This window comes from Dyella agri (genome assembly GCF_044904705.1).
GTDB classification, from domain to species: Bacteria; Pseudomonadota; Gammaproteobacteria; order Xanthomonadales; family Rhodanobacteraceae; genus Rhodanobacter_A; species Rhodanobacter_A agri.
In genome coordinates, this window is the sequence record NZ_JADIKL010000001.1 from 289,019 (window position 1) to 311,881 (window position 22,863).

Below are 22,863 nucleotides of genomic sequence, written 5' to 3' on the forward strand. Positions count from 1 at the left end.
GACCGTCTCCCGTTCAGCCGTCCAGACGACCGAGCCTGGCGCGCAGCTCGTCCAGGCGAAGATCGTTGCCCGCGCCCGGCGACACACGCTGCGCCAGGCTGTCTTCGGGCGTGCGCCCCTGCCCCGCCGAAGCCGCAGCCTCGGCGGCTGCACGGTAGGCATCGCGGAACGGCACGCCGGCCGCGGCCTGCTCGATGGCCACGTCGGTGGCATACATCGCCGGCTCGATCGCCGCGCGCATCGCCGGTTCGTTCCACTGCAGGCGCGCCAACAGGTCGGGCACCAGCTCCAGCGCCATCAGGCCGTGGCGCACGCCGTGGAAGATCGAACCCTTGGAGAACTGCAGGTCGCGCTGGTAACCCGAAGGCAGCGAGAGCAACTGCTCGATTTCGGTGCGCGCGGCGGCCACGCTGGCGTAGCTGGCACGCAGCAGTTCCACCACGTCGGGGTTGCGCTTGTTCGGCATGATCGAGCTGCCGGTGGTGTACTCGGCCGGCAGCTTCACGAAATCGAACTCGGCGGTGGTGAACAGCGACAGGTCCCAGGCCAGGCGGCGGACATCCAGCAAGGCCGAAGCTATCGCTTCCAGCATCGCCATCTCGTACTTTCCGCGTGAAAGCTGCGCGTAGATCGGCGACACCTGCATGCGCATGAAGCCAAGCGCGGCGGTGGTGTGTTCGCGATCCAGCTTGAGATTCACGCCGTAGCCGGCGGCGGTACCCAACGGATTGGCGTCGATCAGCTCGCGCGTGCCGCGGGCGCGGTAGGCGTTGTCGATGAAGCCTTCGGCAAAGCCCGCGAACCACATGCCGGTGGACGACACCACCGCGCGCTGCAGATGGGTGTAGCCCGGCAGAGGAACCGCTGGCTGCGCAGCGCGGTCGAGGCAGACCTGCGCGATCGCGCGGCAATGCGTTTCCAGCACTTCGAGCTTTTCCTTCAGCCACAGCCGCGTGGCGACCAGGATCTGATCGTTGCGGCTGCGCCCGGTATGCACGCGGCGGCCGGCGTCGCCCAGCCGTTCGGTGAGGCGCGCCTCGATGGCGGAGTGGCAGTCCTCGTAGCGCTCGTCCAGCACGAAGGCGCCGTTCTTGAAATCCACAGCCAACGCGTCCAGTTCGCGCTTCAGCGCGGCGGCCTCGTCGGCACTCACCACGCGGATGTTCGCCAGGCCTTCCACGTGGGCCTTGCTGGCGGTGATGTCGTGCAGGAAGAACTCACGGTCCAGCACCACGTCGTCGCCGGCAAGGAAACGCATGATCTTGGCATCGATCTGGATGCCGGTTTTTTGCCAGAGGGGTTGGGTCATGGATAGTCCTCGCTCAGTCGAGCGGTATCGCGGTGTATTCGTCCACACCGAGTACGCGGTTGATGTTCTGCATCGCCTGGGTGGCCGCCCCCTTGAGCAGGTTGTCCAGCGTGGCCACCACCACCACGCGCTTGCCGTCGGCCGACAACGCGAAGCCGCCGACTTCGGCGCGATGCCGATGGGCGATGCGACTGACCCACGGCGCCTCGTCCAGCACCGACACCAGCTTCTCGCCGTCATAGGCGTGATGGAAACGCGCCAGTACCTCCTCGCGCTTCAGTGGTTTGGCAAGGTAGAGGTTGGTGGTGACGGTGAGACCGCGAAAATGCGGCGCCACGTGGGGCATGAATTCCACCGGCAGGCCGAGCTGGAAGCTGACTTCCTTCTCGTGCATGTGGCCGGTGAGCGCATACGGCATCAGGTTGTCGCGCAGCTTCTCGGGATCGTTCTTGTCCGAGGGCGTGGTGCCGGCGCCGGAATAGCCGGACACGCCGAAGCACACCGGCGGCGCGGCCAGCAGATCCTTCAACGGCGCGATGGAGAGCTCCATCGCGGTGGCGTAGCAGCCGGGGTTGCTGATGCGCTTTTCGCCGCGCCACTTGCCGCGAGTGAGTTCGGGCAGGCCGTAATACCAGGTCTTGTCGAAGCGGTAATCGGCGGAGAGGTCGACCACCAGCGTGTCGGGCGCCGCCTTGTCGATGGCTTCCACATAAGGTGCAGCCTTGCCGTTGGGCAGGGCCAGGATGACCACGTCGGCACGTTTGGCCGCCACGGCGGCCGGATCGAGATTCTCGTAGCGCAGCTCGCCTGTGTAGGCGTCGCTATGCTCGCTCACGCGCTGGCCGTCCAGCTCGCGCGAGGAAACGAAGGCCAGTTCGAGCGCGGGGTGCGCCGCGACCAGGCGGATCAGCTCCGCGCCGGTGTGGCCGCGCGCGCCGACGATGCCGATGGTTTTACCGTTCATGCTCATGCGTTTCCGTGCTGCTGCAGCTTCGCCTGCAGGTTGCGTTTCACGTCGGGCCATTCGCCGTCGATGATCGAATACATCACCGTGTCGCGCGGGCTGCCGTCGGCATGGCGCTTGTGATGGCGGAGAATGCCGTCCTGCCTTGCGCCAAGCCGCTCGATGGCGGCACGCGAGCGCGCGTTGAGCGTGCTGGTCTCCAGGTTCAGGCAGATGCAGCCCAGCGTCTCGAAGGCGTGCGCCAGCAACAGCAGCTTCGTCTCGGTATTGGCGCCGGTACGCTGCACGTGCGGTGCGTACCAGGTGTAACCGATGCTGATCCGTGGCACCGAAGGCTCCAGCCCGTAGAAGCGTGTAGTGCCCACCACGTCGCCACGCGCGTCCAGCACGGCAAACGGCAGCATCTGGCCTTGGTCGCGCGCCTGCAGCGCGGCGGCCAGGTAGGACGACATGCTGTCCACCGACGGGGTGTTGGTGAACCACAGACCGTCCAGGCCGGCGTGGTCGCGGGCCTTGCGCAGCCCATCGAGATGCGCCGCGTCCAACGGAACGAGGGAAACGTGGCGTCCCGTCAGCGTAGGCGTGCCACGCCAGGCCAACGGCAGATCGGTATCGGTCGTCATGGGTCCACCAGCGTAGGTTGGCGTTGTGCGCAATGCGCCACGCAGCGCGCAATGGTGTCGAAGTTGCCGTCCAGGCCGTACCAGAACACCTTCCAGCGCGGCTGTTTGAGGCTGCCGTCGGATTCGGCGTAATAGAAGATGTTGACCTGGTTGTTGTGGCGCGAGCGCCAGAACAGCTGCGGATTCTCTTCGCGCATCACCTGCCACACCGCGCGGCCCAGGCCTTCGCCCTGTGCGTCGTCGAGCACGGCGAACTTGTCCAGGTATGGCAGGCCCGGCCCGTCGCCTACCTGCTCCTGGGTGAGGATCATCGCCGCGCGATAGTTCTCGCTCACGTAGATGCGGTAGGGCCGGGTACGCTCGAAGTAGTCCGGCACCAGGGTACGGCCGAAGCTGGACTCGATCAGGGTGCGCATGCGCGTGCGATCCACGCCGTCCCACGATGCGAAGCGCAGCACCCTCTCGCCACGCCGCACCAGCGTGCCGGAGCCCTTGTGGGTGAACAGTTCCTTGGCCAGTTCAGCCGGCCGCGTGATCGACACCGACGAAGTGAGCGGCAGGTCGGCCAGCAGGTCGGCGATCTGCTCGATCTTCAACCGCATGCCGCCGTTGATCCACGGCTGCGTCATCAGGTGCTCGTACTCGGTGCTGAGGTTGATCGAATCGATCACCTTGCCCTGGTCGTCGAGCAGGCCGCCTGTGCCGGTGAGGAACACGATCTTGTACGGCTGCAGCACGCGCACCAGTTCGTTGGCAGCGACGTCGGCGTTGATGTTGAGGATCTGCCCTTCGTCGGTCTCGCCCAGGCTGGCGATCACCGGAATCGAGTTGGCGCGCAGGCCCGCCTCGATCGGCGCGAGGTTGATGCTTCCGACTTTGCCGACCATGCCGAGGGTGTCGCGGTCGAGGTAGCTGGCCATGAACACGCCAGAGGCCACCGAAGTGGCGCGCGTGTCCATCGCCTGCAGCGCCTCGACCAGCTTGAGGTTCTGCTGCTGGAACACGCGGCGCACGATCCCCAGCGCCTTCGGCGAGGTGACGCGCAAGCCGTTCACCGTCTTCTTCTCGATGCCGGCGGCGGACAACTCCTCGTCGAGCTGCGGGCCGGCGCCGTGCAGCACGATGGGCGTGAGACCTACCTGCTGCAGGAAGGTCAGCGAGGAGGCCAGGTCCTGCAACTCGTCGCGCAACACGGCGCCGCCAACCTTCACCACGGCGAAGCGCTTGGCGTCCACTTCGGAAAAGCGCTTGAGGTATTGCTGGATTTCCTTGGCGCTGCCCATCGCCGAGAGCAGGCGCACGATGGTCTTGCGGGTGTGCTTATGCGTTTCCACTGTTGACGATCCGGTAGATGGTTTGCACGTAGTGTTCGAGTTGCCCCAGCGCGACCCATTCATCGGCCGTGTGCGCCTGGGCGATGTCGCCCGGGCCATAGACGAAGGCGGTGTAGCCGGCGGCGGAGAACAGCGAGGCCTCGGTCCAGAAGTCCACCGCGTTGCCCACCGGAATCTCCAGCTCGTCGGCCAGGTCGCGCGCGGCCAGCCGGCGCGCCTCGGCGGTGGCGGTGTCGCCCGCCGGCAGCGACGGGCCGCGGAAGGTTTCCTCGAAATGCGCAGGCGCAGGCTCGGCCAGCGTACGGAAGCGTTCCAGCAAGCCATCCGGATGCATCGTCGGCAACGGCCGCATGCCGAAGCGCACCTCGGCACTGGGCGCGATCATGTTGGCCTTGATGCCGCCTTCGATGCGGCCGATGTTGAAGCGCAGTCCGGTGAGTCCACCGAAGCGCTCGTGCGCCTGCGCCGCCACGAAATCCAGTGCTGCATCGCCCCAGCGCACCGCCTGGTGCAGCGCGCTGTCGCTGGGCTTCTGCTCGCCCGAGGCGTGCCCGGCGTGGCCGGCGAAGCGCATCAGCACCGACTGGATGCCGCGATGGGCCAGCACCGCTTCGCCCTTGGTGGGCTCGGCCACGATCACCGCTTCATAGCCCGTCCCCTCTCCCAGAGGAAGAGGGGGAAAGTCGCGCAGGAACCCGGCAATGCAGCGTGGGTCGTTGGCTTCCTCGTCGGTGGAGAACAGCACGGCCATGTCACCGTCGCTGGCATTCGCCACCGCGAGCAGCGCCGCGGCGGCGCCCTTGATGTCGCAGGCGCCAAGGCCGATCGCGCGATCTTCCGTCACGCGCAGCTCGTGCGGGCTGGCTGTCCACGCCGGAGAGTCCGGCACGGTGTCCAGGTGCACGTTGAACAGCAGCCTCGGCTGGCCGCGCACCGCATGCAGGCTCACCGCGCCGGCACCGTGGTCGGTCACCGCGATATCGAAGCCGGGCAGCTGCGCACGGATGTAGTCGAAGATCCCGCCCGTGGTGATCGCACGCGGCGGATTGCGCGTGTCGAAACCAACCAGCGCCTTCAGGTGTTCCAGTGTGGGTTGGAGTAGCGGATTCATGTCCTGCCTGGCGTCCTTGTGTAGACGTCTGGATCGAGTTTTTCCATGAGGTTCTGCGGCCGCGTGGGGGCCGTAAAACCAAACCCGGCATACAGGCTGTGCGCGTCGGCGGTAGCAAGGCTGAAACGACGCAGACCTTGCAGCTGTGGATGCGCCATGACTTCCGCCATCAATGCCTTGGAATGGCCTTGCCCGCGATGCTCCGGCAGCACGAACACGTCGGCCAGGTAGCCGAACGTGGCGCCGTCCGTGACCACGCGCGCGAACGCCACCTGGCGCCCGTCCAGGTAACCGCCGAAGCACAGCGAGCCGGCGATGGCCTGTTCCACCGTCGCGCGCGGGATGCCGCGGCTCCAGTACGCCTCGGTGGAGAGGAAACGGTGGATCAGCCCGATATCGAGTTGATCCTTGTCCGTGGTTACGTGCAAGGCAGCCATGCTGTCTCAGCCCTTGTCCGTCGGGCGATTGACCTCGGCCCACAACGTGCTGCTCATGCCGAACAGCTTGATGAAGCCCTCGGCCTCCGCCACGCCCCAGTCGGCCGACTGCGCGTAGGTGGCGCCCTTGGCGTTGAGGATGTGCTTCGACGCGATGGCCACGGCGTCGACCGTGCCGCCGTTCGTCTCCAGCGTGACTTCGCCGTTGACGGTGGACTGGCTGGAGGCGAGGAAGGCTTCCAGGTCGGCCTTCAGCGGATCGTGGAAGAAACCCTCGTACACCACCTCCACCCACTTGCGCGCTACCTCGGGCTTGAAGCGGTTCTGCTGCTTGCTGAGCACCGCCTCTTCCAGCGCGCGGTGCGCGGTCAACAGCGAAATCAGGCCCGGCGCCTCGAAAATGATGCGGCCTTTGAGGCCGATGGTGGTGTCGCCGGTATAGAGGCCGCGCCCCACGCCATAGGGGGCGAACAGCGCGTTGAGCTTTGCCAGCAGCACGTGGCCGGGGAGCTTCTCGCCGTCCAGCGACACGGCTTCGCCGTTCACGAAACCGATCTTCACCTGCAACGGATGGGACGGCCATTCGGCGCGCGGCTTGCACCATGCGCGCGCGCCCTCGCCAGGCGCCTGCCACTTGTCGATTTCGCCGCCGGACATGGTGACGCCGAGCAGGTTCTCATTGATGGTGTAGGCCTGCTGCTTGGCGCGCACACCGAAGCCGCGCTCTTCCAGGAATTTCTGCTCGTAGGCGCGCGTCTGCGTGTGCTCCTTCTGGATTTCGCGGATCGGCGCCACGATCTCGTAATCGCCCAGCGACTTCACCGCGAGATCGAAGCGCACCTGATCGTTGCCCATGCCGGTGCAGCCGTGCGCGATGGCGCGCGTGCCCAGCTCGGCGGCGCGCTTCAGCGCAGCCTCCACGATCAAGTAGCGATCTGACACCAGCAACGGATACTGGCCCTGGTAGCCCTCGCCCGCCCACACAAAAGGTTTCACGAAGCCTGCCCAGATCGCCGGGCCGCCGTCCACCGTGACGTGGCTGGCCACGCCCAGTTCCTTCGCGCGGTTCTCGATGAAGGCGCGCTCCTCGGCATCCACGCCGCCGGTGTCGGCGAACACGGTGTGCACGGCCCAGCCGCGCTCCTTGAGGTAGGGCACGCAGAAACTGGTGTCGAGGCCGCCGGAGAAGGCGAGGACGATGTCTTTGCTCATGGCTTGCGAATCCTGGTCGGGGAAGATGTCAGTCGGAGGAAACGACGATGCGCGACTCGCAGCGCACCGGGAAATTCACGGAATTGGCGATGAAGCAGGCGTGGTGCGCATCGTCATGCGCGGCCAGCGCCTTGTCCGGGTCGCTGTCGGCACGGATGGTGACCACCGGGCGCAATACGACCTCGGTGAAATGGCCACCGTTGCCCTCGGTGACCATCGTGCCTTCGGCAGCGTCGTCGTAGGCCACGACCACCACGCCGGCCACGGTGGCCATGTGCAGGTAGGACAGCATGTGGCAGGTGGAGAGCGCGGCCACCAGCATGTCTTCCGGGTTGTGCCGGGTGGCATCGCCGCGGAAGGTGGGATCGGACGAGCCGGCAAGCTCCGGCTTGCCGGGTATGCGGATCACGTGATTGCGACTGTAGTTGCGGTAACCGTCCGTACCGCTGCCGCGGTTGCCGGTCCATTCCACGTCGACACGGTAGCGATGGGGGTGGCTCACGTCGGTGACTCCTCTTGCTTCGGTTTCTCTTGCAGGGCCATCAGGCTGGCCAGTTCGGCATCACCGTCGCCGTCGCGGCGACGCAGGCCGGCGATCACGCCAAGGCGGTTGCGCTCGGGGTGGTTCTGGCTGAGCTTGAACTTGCCTTCGACATGCTCGATGGCGATCTCGATGCCGACGATGGCATGCAGCATCTTTTCCACGTGGTCGTCCGGCGCATCGTTGACGCGCCACGGTTGCGGCTCGGTGGCTTCGTGGCGATCGGTCAGGCGCTGCAGCAGCGCGCGCAGCCAGGCCGCGTCCTCCACTACCTTCAGCCGGCCACGCACGTGCACCACCGCGTAATTCCAGGTGGGTACTTCGCGATGCGTTTCGGCTTTGGTCGGGTACCAGTTCGGGCTGACGTAGCCCTGCGGCCCCTGGAAGATCACCAGCACCTCGGCGCCATCCAGCTGCGCGAGTTCGTTGCCACGCGCTACATGGCCATGCAGTGCGTCGCCCACCAGCTCCAACGGAAAATGATTGGCGACGGCGCCATCCGCCGCGCCCGCCACCACGGTGGCGAACGGGTAATCGCGCATCAGCCCGTGCAAGGCCTCGGCACGCGTTTCGGCAAAGTACTTCGGCGTGTACATCGGGCGCCTCAGCCCCGCCCTGCCAACGCGGCCATCACGGCCTTCTGCGCGTGCAGGCGGTTTTCGGCTTCGTCGATGGCGATGCAGTACGGCGCGTCCATCACCGCGTCGGTGGCCTTGATGTTTCGGCGCAGCGGCAAGCAGTGGCTGAACAGACCGTGGTTGGTCAGCGCCATCTTGGCCTCGTCCACGATGAAGTGCTTGTGCGCCTCGCGGATCGGCTTCTCCTGCTCCCACTTGCCGAAGTACGGCAGCGCGCCCCAGCTCTTGGCGTAAACCACGTCGGCACCGCTGTAGGCTTCCTCGATGTCGTGACTGACCTTGAACGAGCCGCCGTTCTGCTCGGCGTTCAGACGTCCGAACTCCATGTAGCGCTCGTCGAGCACGTATTCCGGCGTGGGGCACAGCAGGGTGACGTCCATACCCATCTTCGTCGCGATCAACAGCGCAGAGTTGGCCACTGCGGTGTTGAGCGGCTTGGGGTGATAGGTCCAGGTGAGCACGTATTTCTTCTTGGTGAGGTCGCCCAGGTGCTCCCGCAACGCCAACGCGTGGGCCAGCTCTTGGCAGGGATGGGTGATCGTCTCCATGTTGATCACCGGCACCGTGGCGTACTGCGCGAACGCCTTGATGACCTTGTCCTGGCGATCTACCGACCAGTCCTGGAACTTCGGGAAAGCGCGTACGCAGATCAGGTCCACGTAACGGCTGAGCACGCGCGCCACCTCGGCGATGTGCTCTTCGGTGTCGCCGTCCATCACCGTGCCCACCTCGAATTCGATCGGCCACGCGTCCTTGCCCGGCGCCAGCACCACGGCATGGCCGCCCAGTTGGAAGGTGCCCAGCTCGAAGCTGGTGCGGGTGCGCATCGAGGGGTTGAAGAACAGCAGCGCCACCGACTTGCCGGCCAGCTGCGTGCCTGCCGGCGAGCGCTTGAATGCAGCGGCCTGTTCCAGCAGCGCATCGATCTCGGCGCGGCTCCAGTCCTGGGTGGTGAGGAAGTGGCGGATGGTCATGGGTCGAATCGCCTTGGTGAGATCGCTCTTGGTTGACAGTCCGGCCATGGATGGCCGGGGTTTCGCCGTTCGCGGATGAATCCGCGTGAAGTAACTCCAAAACCAGAAACAAAAAAACCCGGCTCGATGGCCGGGTTTTTCGTCGATACGTGTGCAGCAGCGCGCGACAAGCCTACCCGGCCGGATGTTCGTCCAGCGGTCGACGCGCACGCGACGTCATGCCAGCAGCCATGCGGGCGCTGGTCAGGACATTGGCGGTATAGACGGCTGTAGACATGGGTGTTCCAGTCGGGCGAGCCGCCATCATGACGGGATTTTCGCTGCCATGCAACATGCCGTTGCAAGCGCCTGCTCCATGTCTCCGCATGGCCCGGAAACGAAGGCGCCGCCCGAGGGCGGCGCCTTGTAATCAGTCGGCGGGAGTCACGCTCACCCGCACGCGCAGGCGCTCGCCGGGATCGTAGTTCAGGCGCGACTCGTAGACCTCGCCGCGATAGCGGTATTCCACATCGTAGCCCATGATCTGGCGCTGCTCGCTCACCGAGCTGACCTGCTGGCAACTGGTCACCGTCTGCGCGGTCTGGCTGCCGCTGTTCGCCGCCACCTGGTTGCCCACTGCACCACCCGCCACAGCGCCTACTGCGGTGCTGAGCGTGCGGCCGTTGCCGCGCCCCACCGTGCTGCCCAGCACGCCGCCCACGACGGCGCCCAAGATCGTGCCCGCGGTCGTGTTGCCCGGGCGCTGCTGGACGACGGTCTGGTCCTGGCACACCTGGCGCGGCACCTCGGTACGGGCGACGCCGTATATCGGATCGACCCGCAGCACGTCGGCCCAGCCATAGTGGGTATTGTCGTCCTGCGACGGCGGCGGACCCGGCGGCGGACCCGGGTAACGCGCGTCCTGCGCCTGGGCACCGGTGGCGACCAGGGCCAACATCAGTGCGGCAACGAGAAACTTGGGCATCGCAGCAGACTCCAGAGGTGTTTCGGGCGCAACTTCGGCGCATGACCGATTGCAGCAAATGGACACTGAATCGCGGCTTAGAATTCCCCGGGTGCGACGCCTTGCCGTCACCCTGCTTACATCTTGTTAAGATGCGCGGCTGGCCTGCATCTGCTGCCACCGCCCGGACTCCCGACGATGCCGATTTCGCTCTACAACAGCCTGACCCGCCGCACCGAACCCTTCGCTCCGCTCGACCCGGAGCGGGTGACGATGTACGTGTGCGGACCCACCGTATACAGCTACGTGCACATTGGCAACGCGCGCGGCCCGGTGGTGTTCGACGTGCTGGCCAAGCTGCTGCGCCGGCATTACCCGCACCTGGTCTACGCCCGCAACATCACCGACGTGGAAGACAAGATCAACGCCGCCGCACTGGAACAGGGCGTCAGCATCGAGACGATCACCGGCAAGTTCACCGAAGCCTACCGCGAGGACATGGCTGAACTCGGCATCGCGCCGCCCGACGTGGAACCCTGCGCCACCGAGCACATCGGCCCGATCATCGTGATGATCGAGCGGCTGATCGCCGACGGCCATGCCTACGCGGCGGAAGGCCACGTGCTGTTCGACGTGGACAGCTACCCCGACTACGGCAAGCTTTCCGGCCGCGACACCGAAGAGATGATCGCCGGCGCCCGCGTGGAAGTGGCACCGTACAAGAAGAATCCCGCCGACTTCGTGCTGTGGAAACCCTCCACGCCGGAACAGCCCGGCTGGGACAGCCCCTGGGGCCGCGGCCGCCCCGGCTGGCACATCGAGTGCTCGGCGATGAGCGCCACCCACCTGGGCGAGACCATCGACATCCATGCCGGCGGCGTGGACCTCCTGTTCCCGCACCACGAGAACGAAATCGCCCAGTCCACCTGCGCCCATGGCGGCAAGACCTTTGCGCGCTGGTGGCTGCACAACGGCATGCTCACCTTCGACGGCCGCAAGATGTCCAAGTCGCTGGGCAACGTGCTGCAGCTGCACGAGATGCTGAAACACCACCCTGCCGAGGCGCTGCGCCTGCGCCTGATGAGCGGCCACTACCGCCAGCCGCTGGACTGGTCCGATGCCGCGATCGCGCAGTCGGTGAGCACGCTGGACGGCTGGTATCGCGTGCTGCGCGATCTTGCCGATATCGACCTGGACGCCGCGCGGCTGCCCATACCGGGGCAGATCGAAGCCGCGTTGTGCGACGACCTCAACACGCCGCAGGCGTTGGCCGAACTCGCCGTGCTGGCCGATGCCGCGCGCCAGCATGGCACGCCGGAAGCCAAGGCCGCCCTGCTCGGCGGCGGCGCCCTGCTCGGCCTGCTGCAGCAGGATCCGGAGGCCTGGTTCAAGCAGGCCGGCGGCGCCGCGGTCGATGCCGCCCAGGTGGAGGCCCTGCTGGAGGAGCGCCAGGCTGCCCGCGCCGCGCGCGACTTTGCCCGCGCCGACGCGATCCGCGCCGAGCTCGCCGCGATGGGCGTGGTGATCGAGGACGGTGCGCAAGGCACGCGCTGGAGCGTCACCAAGGCCTGAACGGCCCGTTTCGCGTTGCGGGGATGCACGCGCGATAATGTGCGCATGAACACCACAGCCACATCGAACGCCGACGAGGCGCAACGCGAGATCGCCGAGGAGTTCGCCTACTTCAGCGAGTGGAGCGAGCGCTACCAGTACCTGATCGATCTCGGCAAGCAGTTGCCGCCGTTCCCGGAAGAGCACAAGACCGAGACCTGGCGTGTGCACGGCTGCCAATCGATGGTGTGGCTGGTGCCCAGCGGCGACGCGGCACGCATGCACTTCGAGGCGGCCAGCGACTCGGCCATCGTCTCGGGCCTGATCGCCCTGGTATTGCGCGTGTACTCCGATCGACCGGCCGCCGAGATCGTGGCCACCGAACCGGATTTCATCCAGGCCATCGGCCTGGCCAAGCATCTGTCGCCGACACGCTCGAACGGCCTGGCCGCGATGCTGGCCAAGCTGAAGGGCTATGCCGCTGCGGCCGGAAGCAGCAAGGCATAAGAAAAGAACAGACCCGTTTTTCGTTTCCCGCTCACAAAAAGCCCCGCTCGAAGCGGGGCTTTTTGTGAGGAGTCCAGCAGGGATGCCGGTTTGATCTTTGCGCTCATGGAGGAGCGCAAAAGGACCGCCATCAATCCCCCATCTGCTTCTGCAGATGCTCGCGGCGCTCCTGCGCATCCAGCGACAACGTGGCGATCGGACGGGCGTCCAGGCGCTCGACGCCGATCTCCTCGTCGGTTTCCTCGCAGTAGCCGTAGCTGCCTTCTTCGATGCGGCGCAGCGCCTTGTCGATCTTGGAGATCAGCTTGCGGTAGCGGTCGCGGGTGCGCAGCTCCAGCGAGTTCTCGGTCTCGCGCGTGGCGCGCTCGGCCTCGTCGCCCACGTCGCGCACCTCGTCGCGCAGGTTGTCCATGGTCTGGCGCGACTCTTCGACCAGCTGGTCGCGCCAGTCACGCAGCTTGTTGCGGAAGTAGGCCAGGTGCATCGGGTTCATGTACTCCTCCTTGCTGGAGGGGCGGTAACCCTTGGGCAATGCGATCTGGGTGGTGGCTGGCAAGGCGTAGCGCCCGTCTTCGCGGGTGACGCCGTTGTCTAGAAGTTTTGCTGCCTGTTTGTTCATTGAGGAGGATGCGTTTTTCGATTGCTTGTGGGATGCGTGTGCCGTGGCGCTCGCGGTACGCGGCAGCACCATGGCCGTGGCACTCGCCACCTTGCCCTTGATCGGCGCGGCGGCGGGTGGGGGTGTTTTTTTCTCGACAGGCGCCGCCTTGGCCGGTGCGGCCACCGGCTGGGAAGCGGCAGGCTTGCCCTTGGCCGGCTGGGCGACAACCGCCGGTTTGGCCGCGACCTTCTTCGGTGCCGGGGCGGCCGGCTTCGCAGCCTTCTTCACGACCGGCTTCGGCGCTGGCTTGGCTGCCACCTTGTGGGTGTTGGCCGGTTTGGCGGCCGGCTTTTTCGCCGCCGGTTTTGCCGACTTCACTGCTACCGGCTTCTTGGTTGCCGGCTTTGCGACTTTCTTCGCCACCTTGCTGGCAGGCGCCGGCTTCCTTGCCGCGACCTTCTTCGCCACGGGCTTCTTGGCCACCGGCTTTTTCGCGGCGGGCTTGGCCGCCTTCTTGGCAACCGGCTTCTTTGCCGCCGCCTTCTTCGCGGGAGCTTTCACCGTGGCCTTCGACGTCCGCGCGCCGACGACTTTCCCCTTGCTGGCCGTGGCGTCACGCGCCCGTGCCGGAGCCTTTCCCTTGGTAGCCTTGGCGGTGGTCGAACTGCGCGTGGTTTTCGCCATATTCCTTCACCATTTTTGGCCTTGGCGGCCGGGTGTTATAGCCCATGTGTCCTACACCGGCAAGCCGGCTTCTGGGATACTAGGCAACACTACCGGCGGCAAGTTGTTCCGGCAACGTGAATGTTCTGACCCGATTCCTGCTGTTCCTGCTGCGCCTCTACAAACGCTGGCTCAGCCCCCTTCTGGGACAGCGTTGTCGTTTCTACCCCAGTTGCTCGGATTATGCACGGGTCGCCGTCACACGCTTCGGCCCCTGGCGCGGTTGCCTGCTCACCGGTTGGCGCCTGCTGCGCTGCCAGCCGCTGTGCGTCGGGGGCGAGGACCCGGTGCCCGAGCACTTCCACTTCCGGCCTTGCCGGTCACACGGGGACCGGCAAGGCCCCTGACCGGTCAGGGGAGAGCCCCCTCACTTTCGCCATACATGCATGAGGGGAAATCAGGCGCCGAAGCCGCCGGGCACGCCCTTGCTGGCGTAGGCCACCGCATCGTGCGGATGCAGGCTTTCCTGGTGCTCCACGCGCACGTGGAAATCGGCGAGGCGCTCATTGCCGTCGAGCGCGAGCTGGATGCGCCGTGCGGCATCCTCGCAAAACATCAGGTTGCCGCCGTTGGCGAGCGCGAAGGCCTGTTCGTCCTCGCGCTTCACCGCAGTCTGCACCGGCGTGCCCAGCGCCTGTTCCACGCGGTCCAGCGTGTCGATCAGGTCGAACGGCACGCCTTCTTTGAGGCGCACCAGCAGCCGCGCCACGCTACGTTGCGCATGCGGAGTGGCGACGATGCCGCGCTCACTGCCCAGCCACGCCAGCACGGCGGCATGGTCGACGGGCTGGTCCGCGACGAAGTCCTTGGCGAACTGCTCCTGGATCAGTTGGCGCGACAGTGCGGCGGAAGCAGGACAGGTGGAGGAATAGACCACCTCGGTACCCAGCTCCAGCCGGAAACCATCGGGACCGAGGCTGGCTTCGACCGACACCGGATAACTGCGCCAGCCGCTGTGGGCGCTGCGCAAGGCGTTGCGGCGCACCAGTGCATCGAAACGGATGCTGAGGCGGGCATGGTCGGACAGGCCGGCATGCGACTCGAGGAAGGCGCGCAGCAGGTTTTCCAGCATCGCCGCGCTCAGCGGCTGCGCACCGAGATGATGGTCGACCAGCAGGTACAGGCGCGACATGTGGATGCCGCGCTTGTCCGGCTGCACCAGGTTGACGAAGGCGCCGACCTGGGCGTTGGCGCGCTGCACCTCGCCGTCGCCGGCGTCGAAGCGCACCGGCACCTCAATGCCGTCCATGCCCACCCAGTCCAGCGCGCCGCGCAGATGCGGCTGCGCCTGGGCGGCAACGTCGGGCATCAGACGGGCGGTGTTTTCGTGGCTGTGCATGGGTGTTCTCGCGAATCGGAACGGCGTTGCCGCCGTCAGAGCCATCTATTTTGGGCCAGCCTGCCGCAATGCAACAGCCAACGGTGGAGAAACGCTGCGTTCAGCCCGCCTCGCTGGCGCGCCAAGGGCGCGCCGCTCGCCACGCGGCGAAAGCCGCGCCAAAGCCGCCCTGCCCCCCCTTCTGCAGCACGTCCAACGGATCGCCCGCGCCGCGGGCGCGGCGCAGCAGGCGTTCGGATTCGCGCGATTCCAGCGCACGGAACACGCTGAGCGGCCCCGGCAGGCGCAGCGACTCGCGCCACGCCGACTGCAAGTCGGCCAGTTGCGCCTTGATCGCCTCGTCGCGCGCCGTACTGCGCTGGCGCAAGGTAGCGCGGTCGAGACTGTAGCGGGCCAGCCGTGCCATCGGCAGCGGCAGTCGGTCGCGTTCGGCGTCGTCCTCAAGCCGGCGCAAGGCGTACAACAGGTGACTGAGCACGGCCACCCGCGCGGCACGCTCCGCCGCCGCCGCATCGCCGTACCACCACGCGGTTTCCAGCGTCGCCAGCGCGCCGTGCAACTGCCCTGCCGTGGCGAGCTGGGCGGGGAAATCCGCCGCCGTACCCTCCTCCAACTGTGTCATCGCGGCCAGCACCGGGGCCAGCCAGCGCTCAATGGGGATGGCGTGGGCGCGCTCGTCGTCGAACAGCACCTGGGTCAACGGATGCCGGCCGCCGCTGGCGGCGGCGCCGGACAGCTCCTCGGCCCACCAGTTGAGCTTGCCCAGCGCCACCTGCGGTTCGCGGATGCCGTAGGCGGCGGAAAGCAGCTCCTGCTCCAGCGCAGCCAGCGCGATATGGCCTGGATACTTCGCGGGATCGACGAAGGCCAGCGCCACGCGCTGTGCCGGCTGCACCGCCAGCCACTTGTCGACGTAGCTTTGCAGCGCGCCGTGCGGGATAGCCAGTTCGCTCACACGGTCACCGGCAGCTTCAGCAGTTCGGCCAGCTGGCGCGGATGGTCGATCACCGCATCGGCACCCCAGCGTTCCGGGTCGCCGCCGTCGAGATAACCCCAGCGCACCGCCACCGTGTACAGGCCGGCGGCGCGGCCGGCCTCGATGTCGCGGGCGTCGTCGCCCACGAACACGCAGCGCGCGGGCTCGACCCGCGCGTGCTCGCAGGCCAGCAGCACCGGCGCGGGGTCGGGTTTCTTCACCGGCAAGGTGTCGCCGCAGACCACGGCGCTGGCGCGCAGGTCCCAGTCCATGCGCTGGATCAGTTCCTCGGTGAGGAAGCCGGGCTTGTTGGTCACGATGCCCCAACGCAACTCCTGCGCCTCGATCATCTCCAGCAGCGGGGCGATGCCGTCGAACGGCTTCGTGTGCTTGGCCAGCATGTCCTGGTAGATCTCGAGGTAGCGCGGCATGCGCGCCAGCAACGCCTCGTCGCTTTCGGCGAACGCGCAACGCAGGATCGCCCGGCCACCGCGCGAAACCACTTCACGCACCGGTGCGTAATCCGGCGCGGACGCACCAACTTCCGCGCAATAGGCCACCAGCGCGGCATACAGGTCGGTCGCACTGTCGAGCAAGGTGCCGTCGAGATCGAACAGCACGCCCTCGATATTTGCGGGCATCGGCTTCATACCGGCTTCCTTGCGCAGAGGATGTAGTTCACCGCAGTGGTTCGGCTCAGCCACGCCTTGCGGCTGAGCGGGTTGTAACCGAGGCCGCTGACGTCCTCCAGTTCCAAGCCCTCGTGGCGCAGCAGGCGCGCCAGCTCGGAGGGCTTGAGGAACTGCGCATAGTGATGGGTGCCGCGCGGCAGCAGGCGCATCAGGTATTCCGCGCCGAGGATGGCCGCGCCGAACGCTGCCGGCGTGCGGTTGAGCGTGGACAGGAACAGCCGGCCGCCGGGCTTGAGCATCGTGGCGAGGTCATGCACCAGCGCGGCGGGATCGGGCACGTGCTCGATCAGTTCCATGCAGCACACCGCGTCGAACGTGCCCGGCTCGGCTTCCGCCAACTCGGCCGAGGACTGCTTGCGGTAGTCCACCTTGAGACCGGATTCGTGCAGGTGCAGGCGCGCGATCTCGATCACCTTGAGGCCCATGTCGATACCGGTGACCTGAGCGCCTGCACGCGCCAGCGCCTCGCTGAGCAGGCCGCCGCCGCAGCCTACGTCGGCCAGCTTCGCGCCGCGCAGATTCACACGCGCAGCGACATAGTCGGCGCGCACGGGATTGAGGTCGTGCAGCGGACGCGATTCGCCATCAGGGTCCCACCAGCGCGCAGCCAGCTGGTCGAAACGGGCGATCTCGGCGGGGCTGACATTGGCAACGGTCATGTTCGAATCCACGGTGATCGTGTGAGTTTATTGAATACCGCAGTCATGGATGGCCGCTTCATTAGATTTACGCGTTCAAGGATGAACGCGAAAACTAAACCGCCAGCCATTCATGCACCGTGATGTCCCAGCCGCCGCTGGTGTGGGCCGGGTCGCGATGGGCGATCGCCAGCGCCTCCTCCGGCGATTCGGCACGCAGCAGGTAGGCACCGCCGCTCTTGTCGCCGAACGGACCGGACAACTCGTTGCGCCCCTGCGCGCGCAAGTCCTCGAGAAAGTCGCGATGCAGCGGCACCACCGCCGGGTCGAACTGCGGGCGGCGCATGAGCAGGATCAAATAGCGGTTCATGCTCAATGCACCGCGATGCGTTCGCGCCAGGCGCGCGCGCGGGCGATGATGGCGTCGACGTCCATGTCCACCAGCACGCGGCCGGCGAGCTTGCGGCGACCGGCGATCCACACGTCGCTGACCTGGTGGCGCCCCGTGGCGTAGGCCAGCTGCGAGGCCACGTGGTACAGCGGCTGGGTCTCCAGGTCGGACAGGCGCACCGCAGCAAGATCGGCCTGCTTGCCCGGCTCGATCGAACCGATCTTCGCGTCCAGGCCCATCGCCTTCGCGCTGCCCAGCGTGGCTGCGCGCAGTGCGCTGGCGGCGTCGAACGCCGCGGCGTCGTTCGCCACCGCCTTGGCCAGCAACGCGGCGGTGCGCAGTTCGCCGAACATGTCCAGATCGTTGTTGGATGCGCAGCCGTCGGTACCGATGGCAAGGTTCACGCCGGCCTTGCGCAGCTTCTCCGCAGGACAGAAACCGGAAGCAAGCTTGAGGTTGGACTCGGGGCAATGCACCACCGACACGCCGGCCTCGGCGCAGGCGGCGATCTCGCCGTCGGTGAGCTGGGTCATGTGCACCGCGATCAGGCGGTCGTTGACCAGACCCAGCTTCTGCAGGCGCTGGAACGGGCGCAGGCCGCTCTTCTGCTTCTCTTCCTCGACCTCGTGCGCGGTCTCATGCAGGTGCAGGTGCACCGGGATGTCGAGCTGGTCGGCCAGCACGCGGATGCGCGTGAAGCTCTCGTCGGACACGGTGTACGGCGCGTGCGGCGCGAACGCGGTGCTCACCAGCGCGTTGCCACGGAAGCTGTCATGGACTTCGCTGGCGCGCTCGAAGTATTCGTCCTGCGACTTTGCCCACGCAGTCGGGAATTCGATCACTGGCAGGCCTACCACCGCGCGGAAGCCGAGCTTGCGGTAGGTGGCGCCGATGGCGTCGGGGAAGAAGTAGTTCTCGTTGGCGCAGGTGGTGCCGCCGCGCAGCATCTCGGCCACCGCCAGTTCCACGCCGTCGCGCACGAACTCCGGCCCGATCACCTTGGCTTCGGCCGGCCAGATGTGCTGCTGCAGCCACACCATCAGCGGCAGGTCATCGGCCAGGCCGCGCAGCAAGGTCATCGGGTTGTGCGTGTGGGCATTGACCAGACCGGGGATCAGCGCGTGCTCGGGCAGGCTGACGGTCTCGCGCGGGGCATAGGCGGCGCGTGCCTCGGCGATCGGCAGCAGCGCCACGATGCGGTCGCCATCGATCGCCACCGCGTGGTCTTCCAGCACCACGCCATGCGGTTCCACCGGGACAACCCAGCGGGCTTCGACGAGGGTATCGATGGGTTGCGGCTGGTTCTGGCTCATCGCTCGATGCATCCTGATCGTGAATACGCGATGGGGCGGCCCACCTCGCGGCGTCCGCCCCATGTGTCGCGGTTCCGCATCGCGGAACCGGGCGATCTTACTTGCCGACGCGGCTGACGTATTCGCCGGTGCGGGTGTCGACCTTGATCACCTCGTCCTGGCTCACGAACAGCGGCACGCGCACCACGGCGCCGGTTTCCAGCGTAGCCGGCTTGCCGCCGCCGCCCGAGGTGTCGCCGCGCACGCCGGGGTCGGTCTCGGTGATCTTCAGTTCGACGAAGTTCGGCGCCTGCACCGCGATGATCTCGCCGTTGAACAGCGTGACCACGCACTCTTCTTCGCCCTTCAGCCACTTCGCGGTTTCGCCCATGCCGGCCTTGTTGGCCTGGTGCTGCTCGAACGACTCCTGGTGCATGAAGTGCCAGAACTCGCCATCGGAGTACAAGTACTGCATGTCGGTGTCGGTGACGTCGGCGACCTCGAAAGAGTCGCTGGACTTCATCGTCTGCTCGGTGGTGCGACCGGTCTTCAGGTTGCGGATGAAGATGCGGGTGAACGCCTGGCCCTTGCCGGGCTTGATGAACTCGGCTTCGGTGATGATCCACGGATCGTTGTTGTGAAGGATCTTCATGCCCTTCTTGACGTCGTTGAGACCAGCGGTGGCCATGCGGTGAACTCCAGGAGGTGAATGGTCAGGGCCCGAACGCCCCTTGCGCCGCCACGGACGGCTAGAATGGACGGTTCGAGGGTCCGGTACGGCCCGGACAAGGCCATACATGATAACCGCAAGCCCTGGCGCACGCATTACACCCGACTCCGGTGTGCCGGCCGGCGACTGGCGGCAGCTGTGGCGCGAATCCGTCACCGATGCATCCGAACTGCTCGCTCTGCTGGGCTTGTCGCGGCTTGCCGCGCAGCTGCCGCCGGCGGATGCCGGCTTCGCCCTGCGCGTACCGCGCGGCTTCGTAGCCCGCATGCGCCACGACGATCCGCACGACCCGCTGCTGCTGCAGGTGCTGCCGCAGCTGGCCGAGCTGGACGAAGCGCCCGGTTTCACGGCCGACGCGGTGGGCGACCTGGCCGCCCGCGAGGCGCAGGGCGTGCTGCACAAATACCGGGGGCGCGCCCTGCTGATCGCCAGCGGCAGCTGCGCGATCAACTGCCGCTACTGCTTCCGCCGGCATTTTCCCTACGGCGAGGAAATGGCCGCCGCCGGCCAGTGGCGCAAGGCGCTGGAGCACGTGCGCGACGACGCCTCGATCAGCGAGCTGATCCTCTCCGGCGGCGATCCGCTGGCGCTGTCCACGGCCAAGCTGGAGGAGCTGTCGCGCGGCCTCGCAGACATCCCGCACGTCACCCGGCTGCGCATCCACACCCGCCTGCCGGTGGTGTTGCCCGAACGCATCGACGCGGCTTTCACACACTGGCTCGCCGCCCTGCCGTTGCAGAAGGTGGTGGTGCTGCACGCGAACCACGCGAACGAGTTCGATGCCGGCGTGGATGCCGCCTGCGCCCGTCTGCGCGCGGCGGGCGCCACCCTGCTGAACCAGTCGGTGCTGCTGCACGGCGTCAACGACGACGCCGACGCGCTGGCCGCGCTGTCCGAGCGGATGTTCGGCGCCGGCGTGCTGCCCTATTACCTGCACCAGCTCGATCGCGTCCAGGGTGCCGCACACTTCGAGGTGGACGACGCCCGCGCGCTGGCGCTGCTGGAGGCGGTCCGCGCCCGCCTGCCCGGCTACCTGGTGCCGAAGCTGGTGCGCGAGATAGGCGGGGAGCCGTCCAAACGCCCGCTGTAAACCGGCGACTTGTCACGCCCGTTCGGCCTTTCGCTGGCAGTTCCGCCGCCAATCCGTTACAACCGGGTCTGCGGATCGTCTCGCCCGGAAGGCAAGCGACCTCCATCGTGCTCAGCGACACCGGCCACCCATGAAAAAAGACTTCGTCATCAGGATTCTCTTCATCGAGCACTCGGTCGAGGAGGCGGAGCAGATCATCAGCCTGCTGCGCAACACCGGCATCGCGGTGCGGCCGGCGCGCGCCACCAGCGGAAGCCAGGTGCAGGCCGCGCTGAACGAGCTGGAACCGGACCTGGTGATGTTCGACCCCGCCAACGGCGCCATCACCTTGCCCGAGGTGACGCGCATGCTCGACGCCTTGGGCAGCGACTACTCCCTGGTCGGCCTGGTCGGCTCGGTCGACAACCGGCAGGTGGCGGAGCTGTTCGAGCAAGGTGTGCACGGCGTCGCCGCGCGCAGCATGCCGGGCCAGTTGCTGGCCGTGCTGCGGCGCGAATTCGACGCTTTGCAGACCCGGCGCCAGCTGCGCCGGCTGGAGGCCACGCAGCGCGAACTGGAACGCCGCTGCGACGCCTTGCTCGACTCCTCCCGCGACGCCATCACCTATGTGCACGAAGGCGTGCACGTGCGCGCCAACCAGGCCTACCTGGAGACCTTCGGCCACGACAGCTTCGACGATCTGCTCGGCATGCCGATCCTGGACATGATCGATGCCACCAACGTCGACGAGTTCAAGAACCTGCTGCGCGGCCACACCCGCCAGGAAAAGCTGCCGAACCAGGTCAGCCTGCGCGCGCGCCGCGCCGACGGCAGTCCGTTCGACGCCATGGTGGAATTCGCCCCAGCCACGTTCGAGGGCGAACCCTGCCTGCAGATCGTGTTCCGGCGCCAGGTGGTCGATCCGTCCGTGCTGGAGCAGCTGCAGCGCGACCCGGTCACCGGCTTGTACAACCGCGCGCACATGTTGGAAGCCATCGACCATGCCGTGATCGACGCCGCCAAGGGCAAGAAGGGGCAGTCGCTGCTGCTGATCGAGCCGGACAACTGGACGGCGCTGGTGAACAGCACCGGCCTGGCCAAGGCCGACGAGCTGCTGGCCGGCTTCTCCGACCGCGTCCGCATGCTGCTGGGCGCCGACGACGTCGCCGGCATGCTGGCCGAACACACGCTGGGCGTGATCCTCGACTCGCGCCCGGACGAGGCGATCAGGGAATGGATCGCCAAGCTGCAGCACAGCATCGGCAGCCAGATCTTCGACGCCGGATCGCGTTCGATCACGGTCACCGCCAGCGTCGGCGGCAGCCTGCTCGGCGAAAAGAACGCCAATACCGAACTACTGCTCAACCAGGCCAGCCAGGCCCTGCGCACGGCCCAGAGCCTGGGTAGCAACCAGATCGAGCTGCACGACCCCGCCGCCCGCGAGAAGGCCGACGAGGAGCGCGAGCGCTACTGGCTGGACCTGCTGCGCAAGGCGCTCGAGGGCGAAGGGCTGATGCTCTACCACCAGCAGACCATCAGCCTGCAGGACGCCGAAGGCGACTACTCGGAAATCCTGCTGCGCATGAATGGCCCGCAGGGCGAGGTGCTGCCAGGCTTCTTCATGCCGATCGCCGAGAAGCACGGCCTCACCGGTGCGATCGACCGCTGGGTGCTCGACCAGACCATCGGGGCACTGCAGCAACGCGAAAACCTGGGTCAGCCGACCACATTCTTCGTCAAGCTCACCGCCGCCTCACTGCAAGACAACTCGATGCTCAAGTGGCTGAGCGAGCGCCTCGGGCAGGCCGGGCTCAAGCGCGGCCGGCTAGTGCTGGAGATGACCGAGAGCAAGGTGATGACCCTGCTGCGCCCCGCGCAGGAGTTCGTCACGGCGTGGAAAAAGCTCGGCGGCCGTTTCGCGCTGGAACAGTTCGGCTCGGGCCTCAATTCGTTCCAGTTGCTCAACCACATCGACGCGGACTACCTCAAGATCGATCGCAGCTACATGGCCGACCTGCCGCAGCACCCCGAGAACCAGAAGAAAGTGGCCGAGCTGTGCCAGCAGGCCCAGTCTCTGAAGAAGCAGACCATCGCCGAATGGGTCGAGGACGCCACCAGCACCTCGCTGCTGTTCTCTTCGGGCGTGGACTTCGTGCAGGGCAACTTCCTGCAGGTGCCGCAGCGGCTGGAGTGAACGCGCCGCCAGCAGATACCCATAAAAAAACCCGCGGAGCGATCCGCGGGTTTTTCGTTGCCTCGAAGCAGGCG

The 22,863-nt window shown here is 66.8% G+C and carries 24 protein-coding genes; 5 read left to right on the forward strand and 19 right to left on the reverse strand.

Annotation, left to right across the window (positions count from 1 at the left end; all coding sequences use genetic code 11):
• Nucleotides 1–13 precede the first annotated feature (13 nt).
• The 11 genes from ISP14_RS01195 to ISP14_RS01245 all read right to left on the reverse strand — a co-directional run bounded on the left by ISP14_RS01195 (nucleotide 14) and on the right by ISP14_RS01245 (nucleotide 10,107).
• Nucleotides 14–1,309 (reverse strand): argininosuccinate lyase, encoded by a 1,296-nt coding sequence (locus ISP14_RS01195; RefSeq protein ID WP_404535374.1) that lies wholly within the window; start codon nucleotides 1,307–1,309, stop codon nucleotides 14–16.
• Nucleotides 1,310–1,322: 13 nt separating this feature from the next.
• On the reverse strand, nucleotides 1,323–2,279 hold the full coding sequence (gene argC, locus ISP14_RS01200) for an N-acetyl-gamma-glutamyl-phosphate reductase (RefSeq protein WP_404535376.1): 957 nt from the start codon (nucleotides 2,277–2,279) through the stop codon (nucleotides 1,323–1,325).
• Nucleotides 2,276–2,896: a GNAT family N-acetyltransferase gene (locus ISP14_RS01205; RefSeq protein ID WP_404535378.1), complete on the reverse strand. Its 621-nt coding sequence runs from the start codon at nucleotides 2,894–2,896 to the stop codon at nucleotides 2,276–2,278. The genes argC and ISP14_RS01205 overlap by 4 nt, the downstream gene beginning before the upstream one ends.
• Nucleotides 2,893–4,179 (reverse strand): acetylglutamate kinase, encoded by a 1,287-nt coding sequence (locus ISP14_RS01210; RefSeq protein ID WP_404536091.1) that lies wholly within the window; start codon nucleotides 4,177–4,179, stop codon nucleotides 2,893–2,895. Before ISP14_RS01210 ends, ISP14_RS01205 begins: the two co-directional genes overlap by 4 nt.
• A gap of 37 nt (nucleotides 4,180–4,216) precedes the next feature.
• Nucleotides 4,217–5,341 carry an acetylornithine deacetylase gene (locus ISP14_RS01215; protein WP_404535379.1) on the reverse strand — a complete coding sequence of 375 codons (1,125 nt, stop codon included), beginning with the start codon at nucleotides 5,339–5,341 and terminating at the stop codon, nucleotides 4,217–4,219.
• Complete coding sequence (locus ISP14_RS01220; protein ID WP_404535382.1) at nucleotides 5,338–5,778, reverse strand: GNAT family N-acetyltransferase; 441 nt, start codon at nucleotides 5,776–5,778, stop codon at nucleotides 5,338–5,340. The genes ISP14_RS01215 and ISP14_RS01220 overlap by 4 nt, the downstream gene beginning before the upstream one ends.
• A gap of 6 nt (nucleotides 5,779–5,784) precedes the next feature.
• Nucleotides 5,785–6,990, reverse strand: a complete 1,206-nt coding sequence (locus ISP14_RS01225) for an argininosuccinate synthase (RefSeq protein WP_404535385.1) — start codon at nucleotides 6,988–6,990, stop codon at nucleotides 5,785–5,787.
• A gap of 28 nt (nucleotides 6,991–7,018) precedes the next feature.
• On the reverse strand, nucleotides 7,019–7,492 hold the full coding sequence (locus ISP14_RS01230; protein ID WP_404535386.1) for an OsmC family protein: 474 nt from the start codon (nucleotides 7,490–7,492) through the stop codon (nucleotides 7,019–7,021).
• Nucleotides 7,489–8,127 carry an FMN-binding negative transcriptional regulator gene (locus ISP14_RS01235; protein ID WP_404535387.1) on the reverse strand — a complete coding sequence of 213 codons (639 nt, stop codon included), beginning with the start codon at nucleotides 8,125–8,127 and terminating at the stop codon, nucleotides 7,489–7,491. The genes ISP14_RS01230 and ISP14_RS01235 overlap by 4 nt, the downstream gene beginning before the upstream one ends.
• An 8-nt stretch (nucleotides 8,128–8,135) precedes the next feature.
• Nucleotides 8,136–9,143 carry an N-acetylornithine carbamoyltransferase gene (locus ISP14_RS01240; protein ID WP_404535389.1) on the reverse strand — a complete coding sequence of 336 codons (1,008 nt, stop codon included), beginning with the start codon at nucleotides 9,141–9,143 and terminating at the stop codon, nucleotides 8,136–8,138.
• A 409-nt stretch (nucleotides 9,144–9,552) separates the two neighbouring features.
• On the reverse strand, nucleotides 9,553–10,107 hold the full coding sequence (locus ISP14_RS01245) for a glycine zipper 2TM domain-containing protein (RefSeq protein WP_404535391.1): 555 nt from the start codon (nucleotides 10,105–10,107) through the stop codon (nucleotides 9,553–9,555).
• A gap of 177 nt (nucleotides 10,108–10,284) precedes the next feature.
• Between ISP14_RS01245 and cysS the strand changes: the two genes are divergently transcribed.
• Together cysS and ISP14_RS01255 are read left to right on the forward strand one after the other, a co-directional pair.
• Nucleotides 10,285–11,658, forward strand: a complete 1,374-nt coding sequence (cysS, locus tag ISP14_RS01250; protein WP_404535394.1) for a cysteine--tRNA ligase — start codon at nucleotides 10,285–10,287, stop codon at nucleotides 11,656–11,658.
• Between the two features lie 45 nt (nucleotides 11,659–11,703).
• Nucleotides 11,704–12,144: a SufE family protein gene (locus tag ISP14_RS01255; RefSeq protein WP_404535396.1), complete on the forward strand. Its 441-nt coding sequence runs from the start codon at nucleotides 11,704–11,706 to the stop codon at nucleotides 12,142–12,144.
• A 130-nt stretch (nucleotides 12,145–12,274) separates the two neighbouring features.
• Here ISP14_RS01255 and dksA read toward each other — a convergent pair whose 3' ends face one another.
• On the reverse strand, nucleotides 12,275–13,306 hold the full coding sequence (gene dksA, locus ISP14_RS01260; protein ID WP_404535398.1) for an RNA polymerase-binding protein DksA: 1,032 nt from the start codon (nucleotides 13,304–13,306) through the stop codon (nucleotides 12,275–12,277).
• 239 nt (nucleotides 13,307–13,545) lie between these two features.
• Between dksA and yidD the strand changes: the two genes are divergently transcribed.
• On the forward strand, nucleotides 13,546–13,815 hold the full coding sequence (gene yidD, locus ISP14_RS01265; RefSeq protein ID WP_404535400.1) for a membrane protein insertion efficiency factor YidD: 270 nt from the start codon (nucleotides 13,546–13,548) through the stop codon (nucleotides 13,813–13,815).
• Between the two features lie 50 nt (nucleotides 13,816–13,865).
• Here the strand turns inward: yidD and folE2 are convergent, their stop codons facing one another.
• The 7 genes from folE2 to efp all read right to left on the reverse strand — a co-directional run bounded on the left by folE2 (nucleotide 13,866) and on the right by efp (nucleotide 19,484).
• The gene (gene folE2, locus ISP14_RS01270; RefSeq protein ID WP_404535404.1) at nucleotides 13,866–14,807 is read right to left on the reverse strand and encodes a GTP cyclohydrolase FolE2; all 942 of its coding nucleotides are present in this window, start codon (nucleotides 14,805–14,807) and stop codon (nucleotides 13,866–13,868) included.
• A 100-nt stretch (nucleotides 14,808–14,907) separates the two neighbouring features.
• Nucleotides 14,908–15,762 (reverse strand): squalene/phytoene synthase family protein, encoded by an 855-nt coding sequence (locus tag ISP14_RS01275; RefSeq protein WP_404535406.1) that lies wholly within the window; start codon nucleotides 15,760–15,762, stop codon nucleotides 14,908–14,910.
• Nucleotides 15,759–16,433 (reverse strand): HAD-IA family hydrolase, encoded by a 675-nt coding sequence (locus ISP14_RS01280; protein ID WP_404535408.1) that lies wholly within the window; start codon nucleotides 16,431–16,433, stop codon nucleotides 15,759–15,761. The genes ISP14_RS01275 and ISP14_RS01280 overlap by 4 nt, the downstream gene beginning before the upstream one ends.
• Nucleotides 16,430–17,134 carry a bifunctional 2-polyprenyl-6-hydroxyphenol methylase/3-demethylubiquinol 3-O-methyltransferase UbiG gene (ubiG, locus tag ISP14_RS01285; RefSeq protein WP_404535410.1) on the reverse strand — a complete coding sequence of 235 codons (705 nt, stop codon included), beginning with the start codon at nucleotides 17,132–17,134 and terminating at the stop codon, nucleotides 16,430–16,432. The genes ISP14_RS01280 and ubiG overlap by 4 nt, the downstream gene beginning before the upstream one ends.
• A gap of 94 nt (nucleotides 17,135–17,228) precedes the next feature.
• Nucleotides 17,229–17,483 carry a YciI family protein gene (locus tag ISP14_RS01290; RefSeq protein WP_404535411.1) on the reverse strand — a complete coding sequence of 85 codons (255 nt, stop codon included), beginning with the start codon at nucleotides 17,481–17,483 and terminating at the stop codon, nucleotides 17,229–17,231.
• A 2-nt stretch (nucleotides 17,484–17,485) separates the two neighbouring features.
• On the reverse strand, nucleotides 17,486–18,817 hold the full coding sequence (locus ISP14_RS01295; protein ID WP_404535412.1) for a TRZ/ATZ family hydrolase: 1,332 nt from the start codon (nucleotides 18,815–18,817) through the stop codon (nucleotides 17,486–17,488).
• Nucleotides 18,818–18,914: 97 nt separating this feature from the next.
• Nucleotides 18,915–19,484: an elongation factor P gene (gene efp, locus ISP14_RS01300; RefSeq protein ID WP_404535414.1), complete on the reverse strand. Its 570-nt coding sequence runs from the start codon at nucleotides 19,482–19,484 to the stop codon at nucleotides 18,915–18,917.
• Between the two features lie 109 nt (nucleotides 19,485–19,593).
• On the opposite strand from efp, the gene epmB reads away from it, so the two are divergent.
• Together epmB and ISP14_RS01310 are read left to right on the forward strand one after the other, a co-directional pair.
• The gene (epmB, locus tag ISP14_RS01305) at nucleotides 19,594–20,616 is read left to right on the forward strand and encodes an EF-P beta-lysylation protein EpmB (RefSeq protein ID WP_404535417.1); all 1,023 of its coding nucleotides are present in this window, start codon (nucleotides 19,594–19,596) and stop codon (nucleotides 20,614–20,616) included.
• Nucleotides 20,617–20,746: 130 nt separating this feature from the next.
• Entirely contained in the window at nucleotides 20,747–22,789 is a 2,043-nt protein-coding gene (locus ISP14_RS01310) for an EAL domain-containing response regulator (RefSeq protein ID WP_404535418.1), read from the forward strand.
• Nucleotides 22,790–22,863 lie beyond the last annotated feature (74 nt).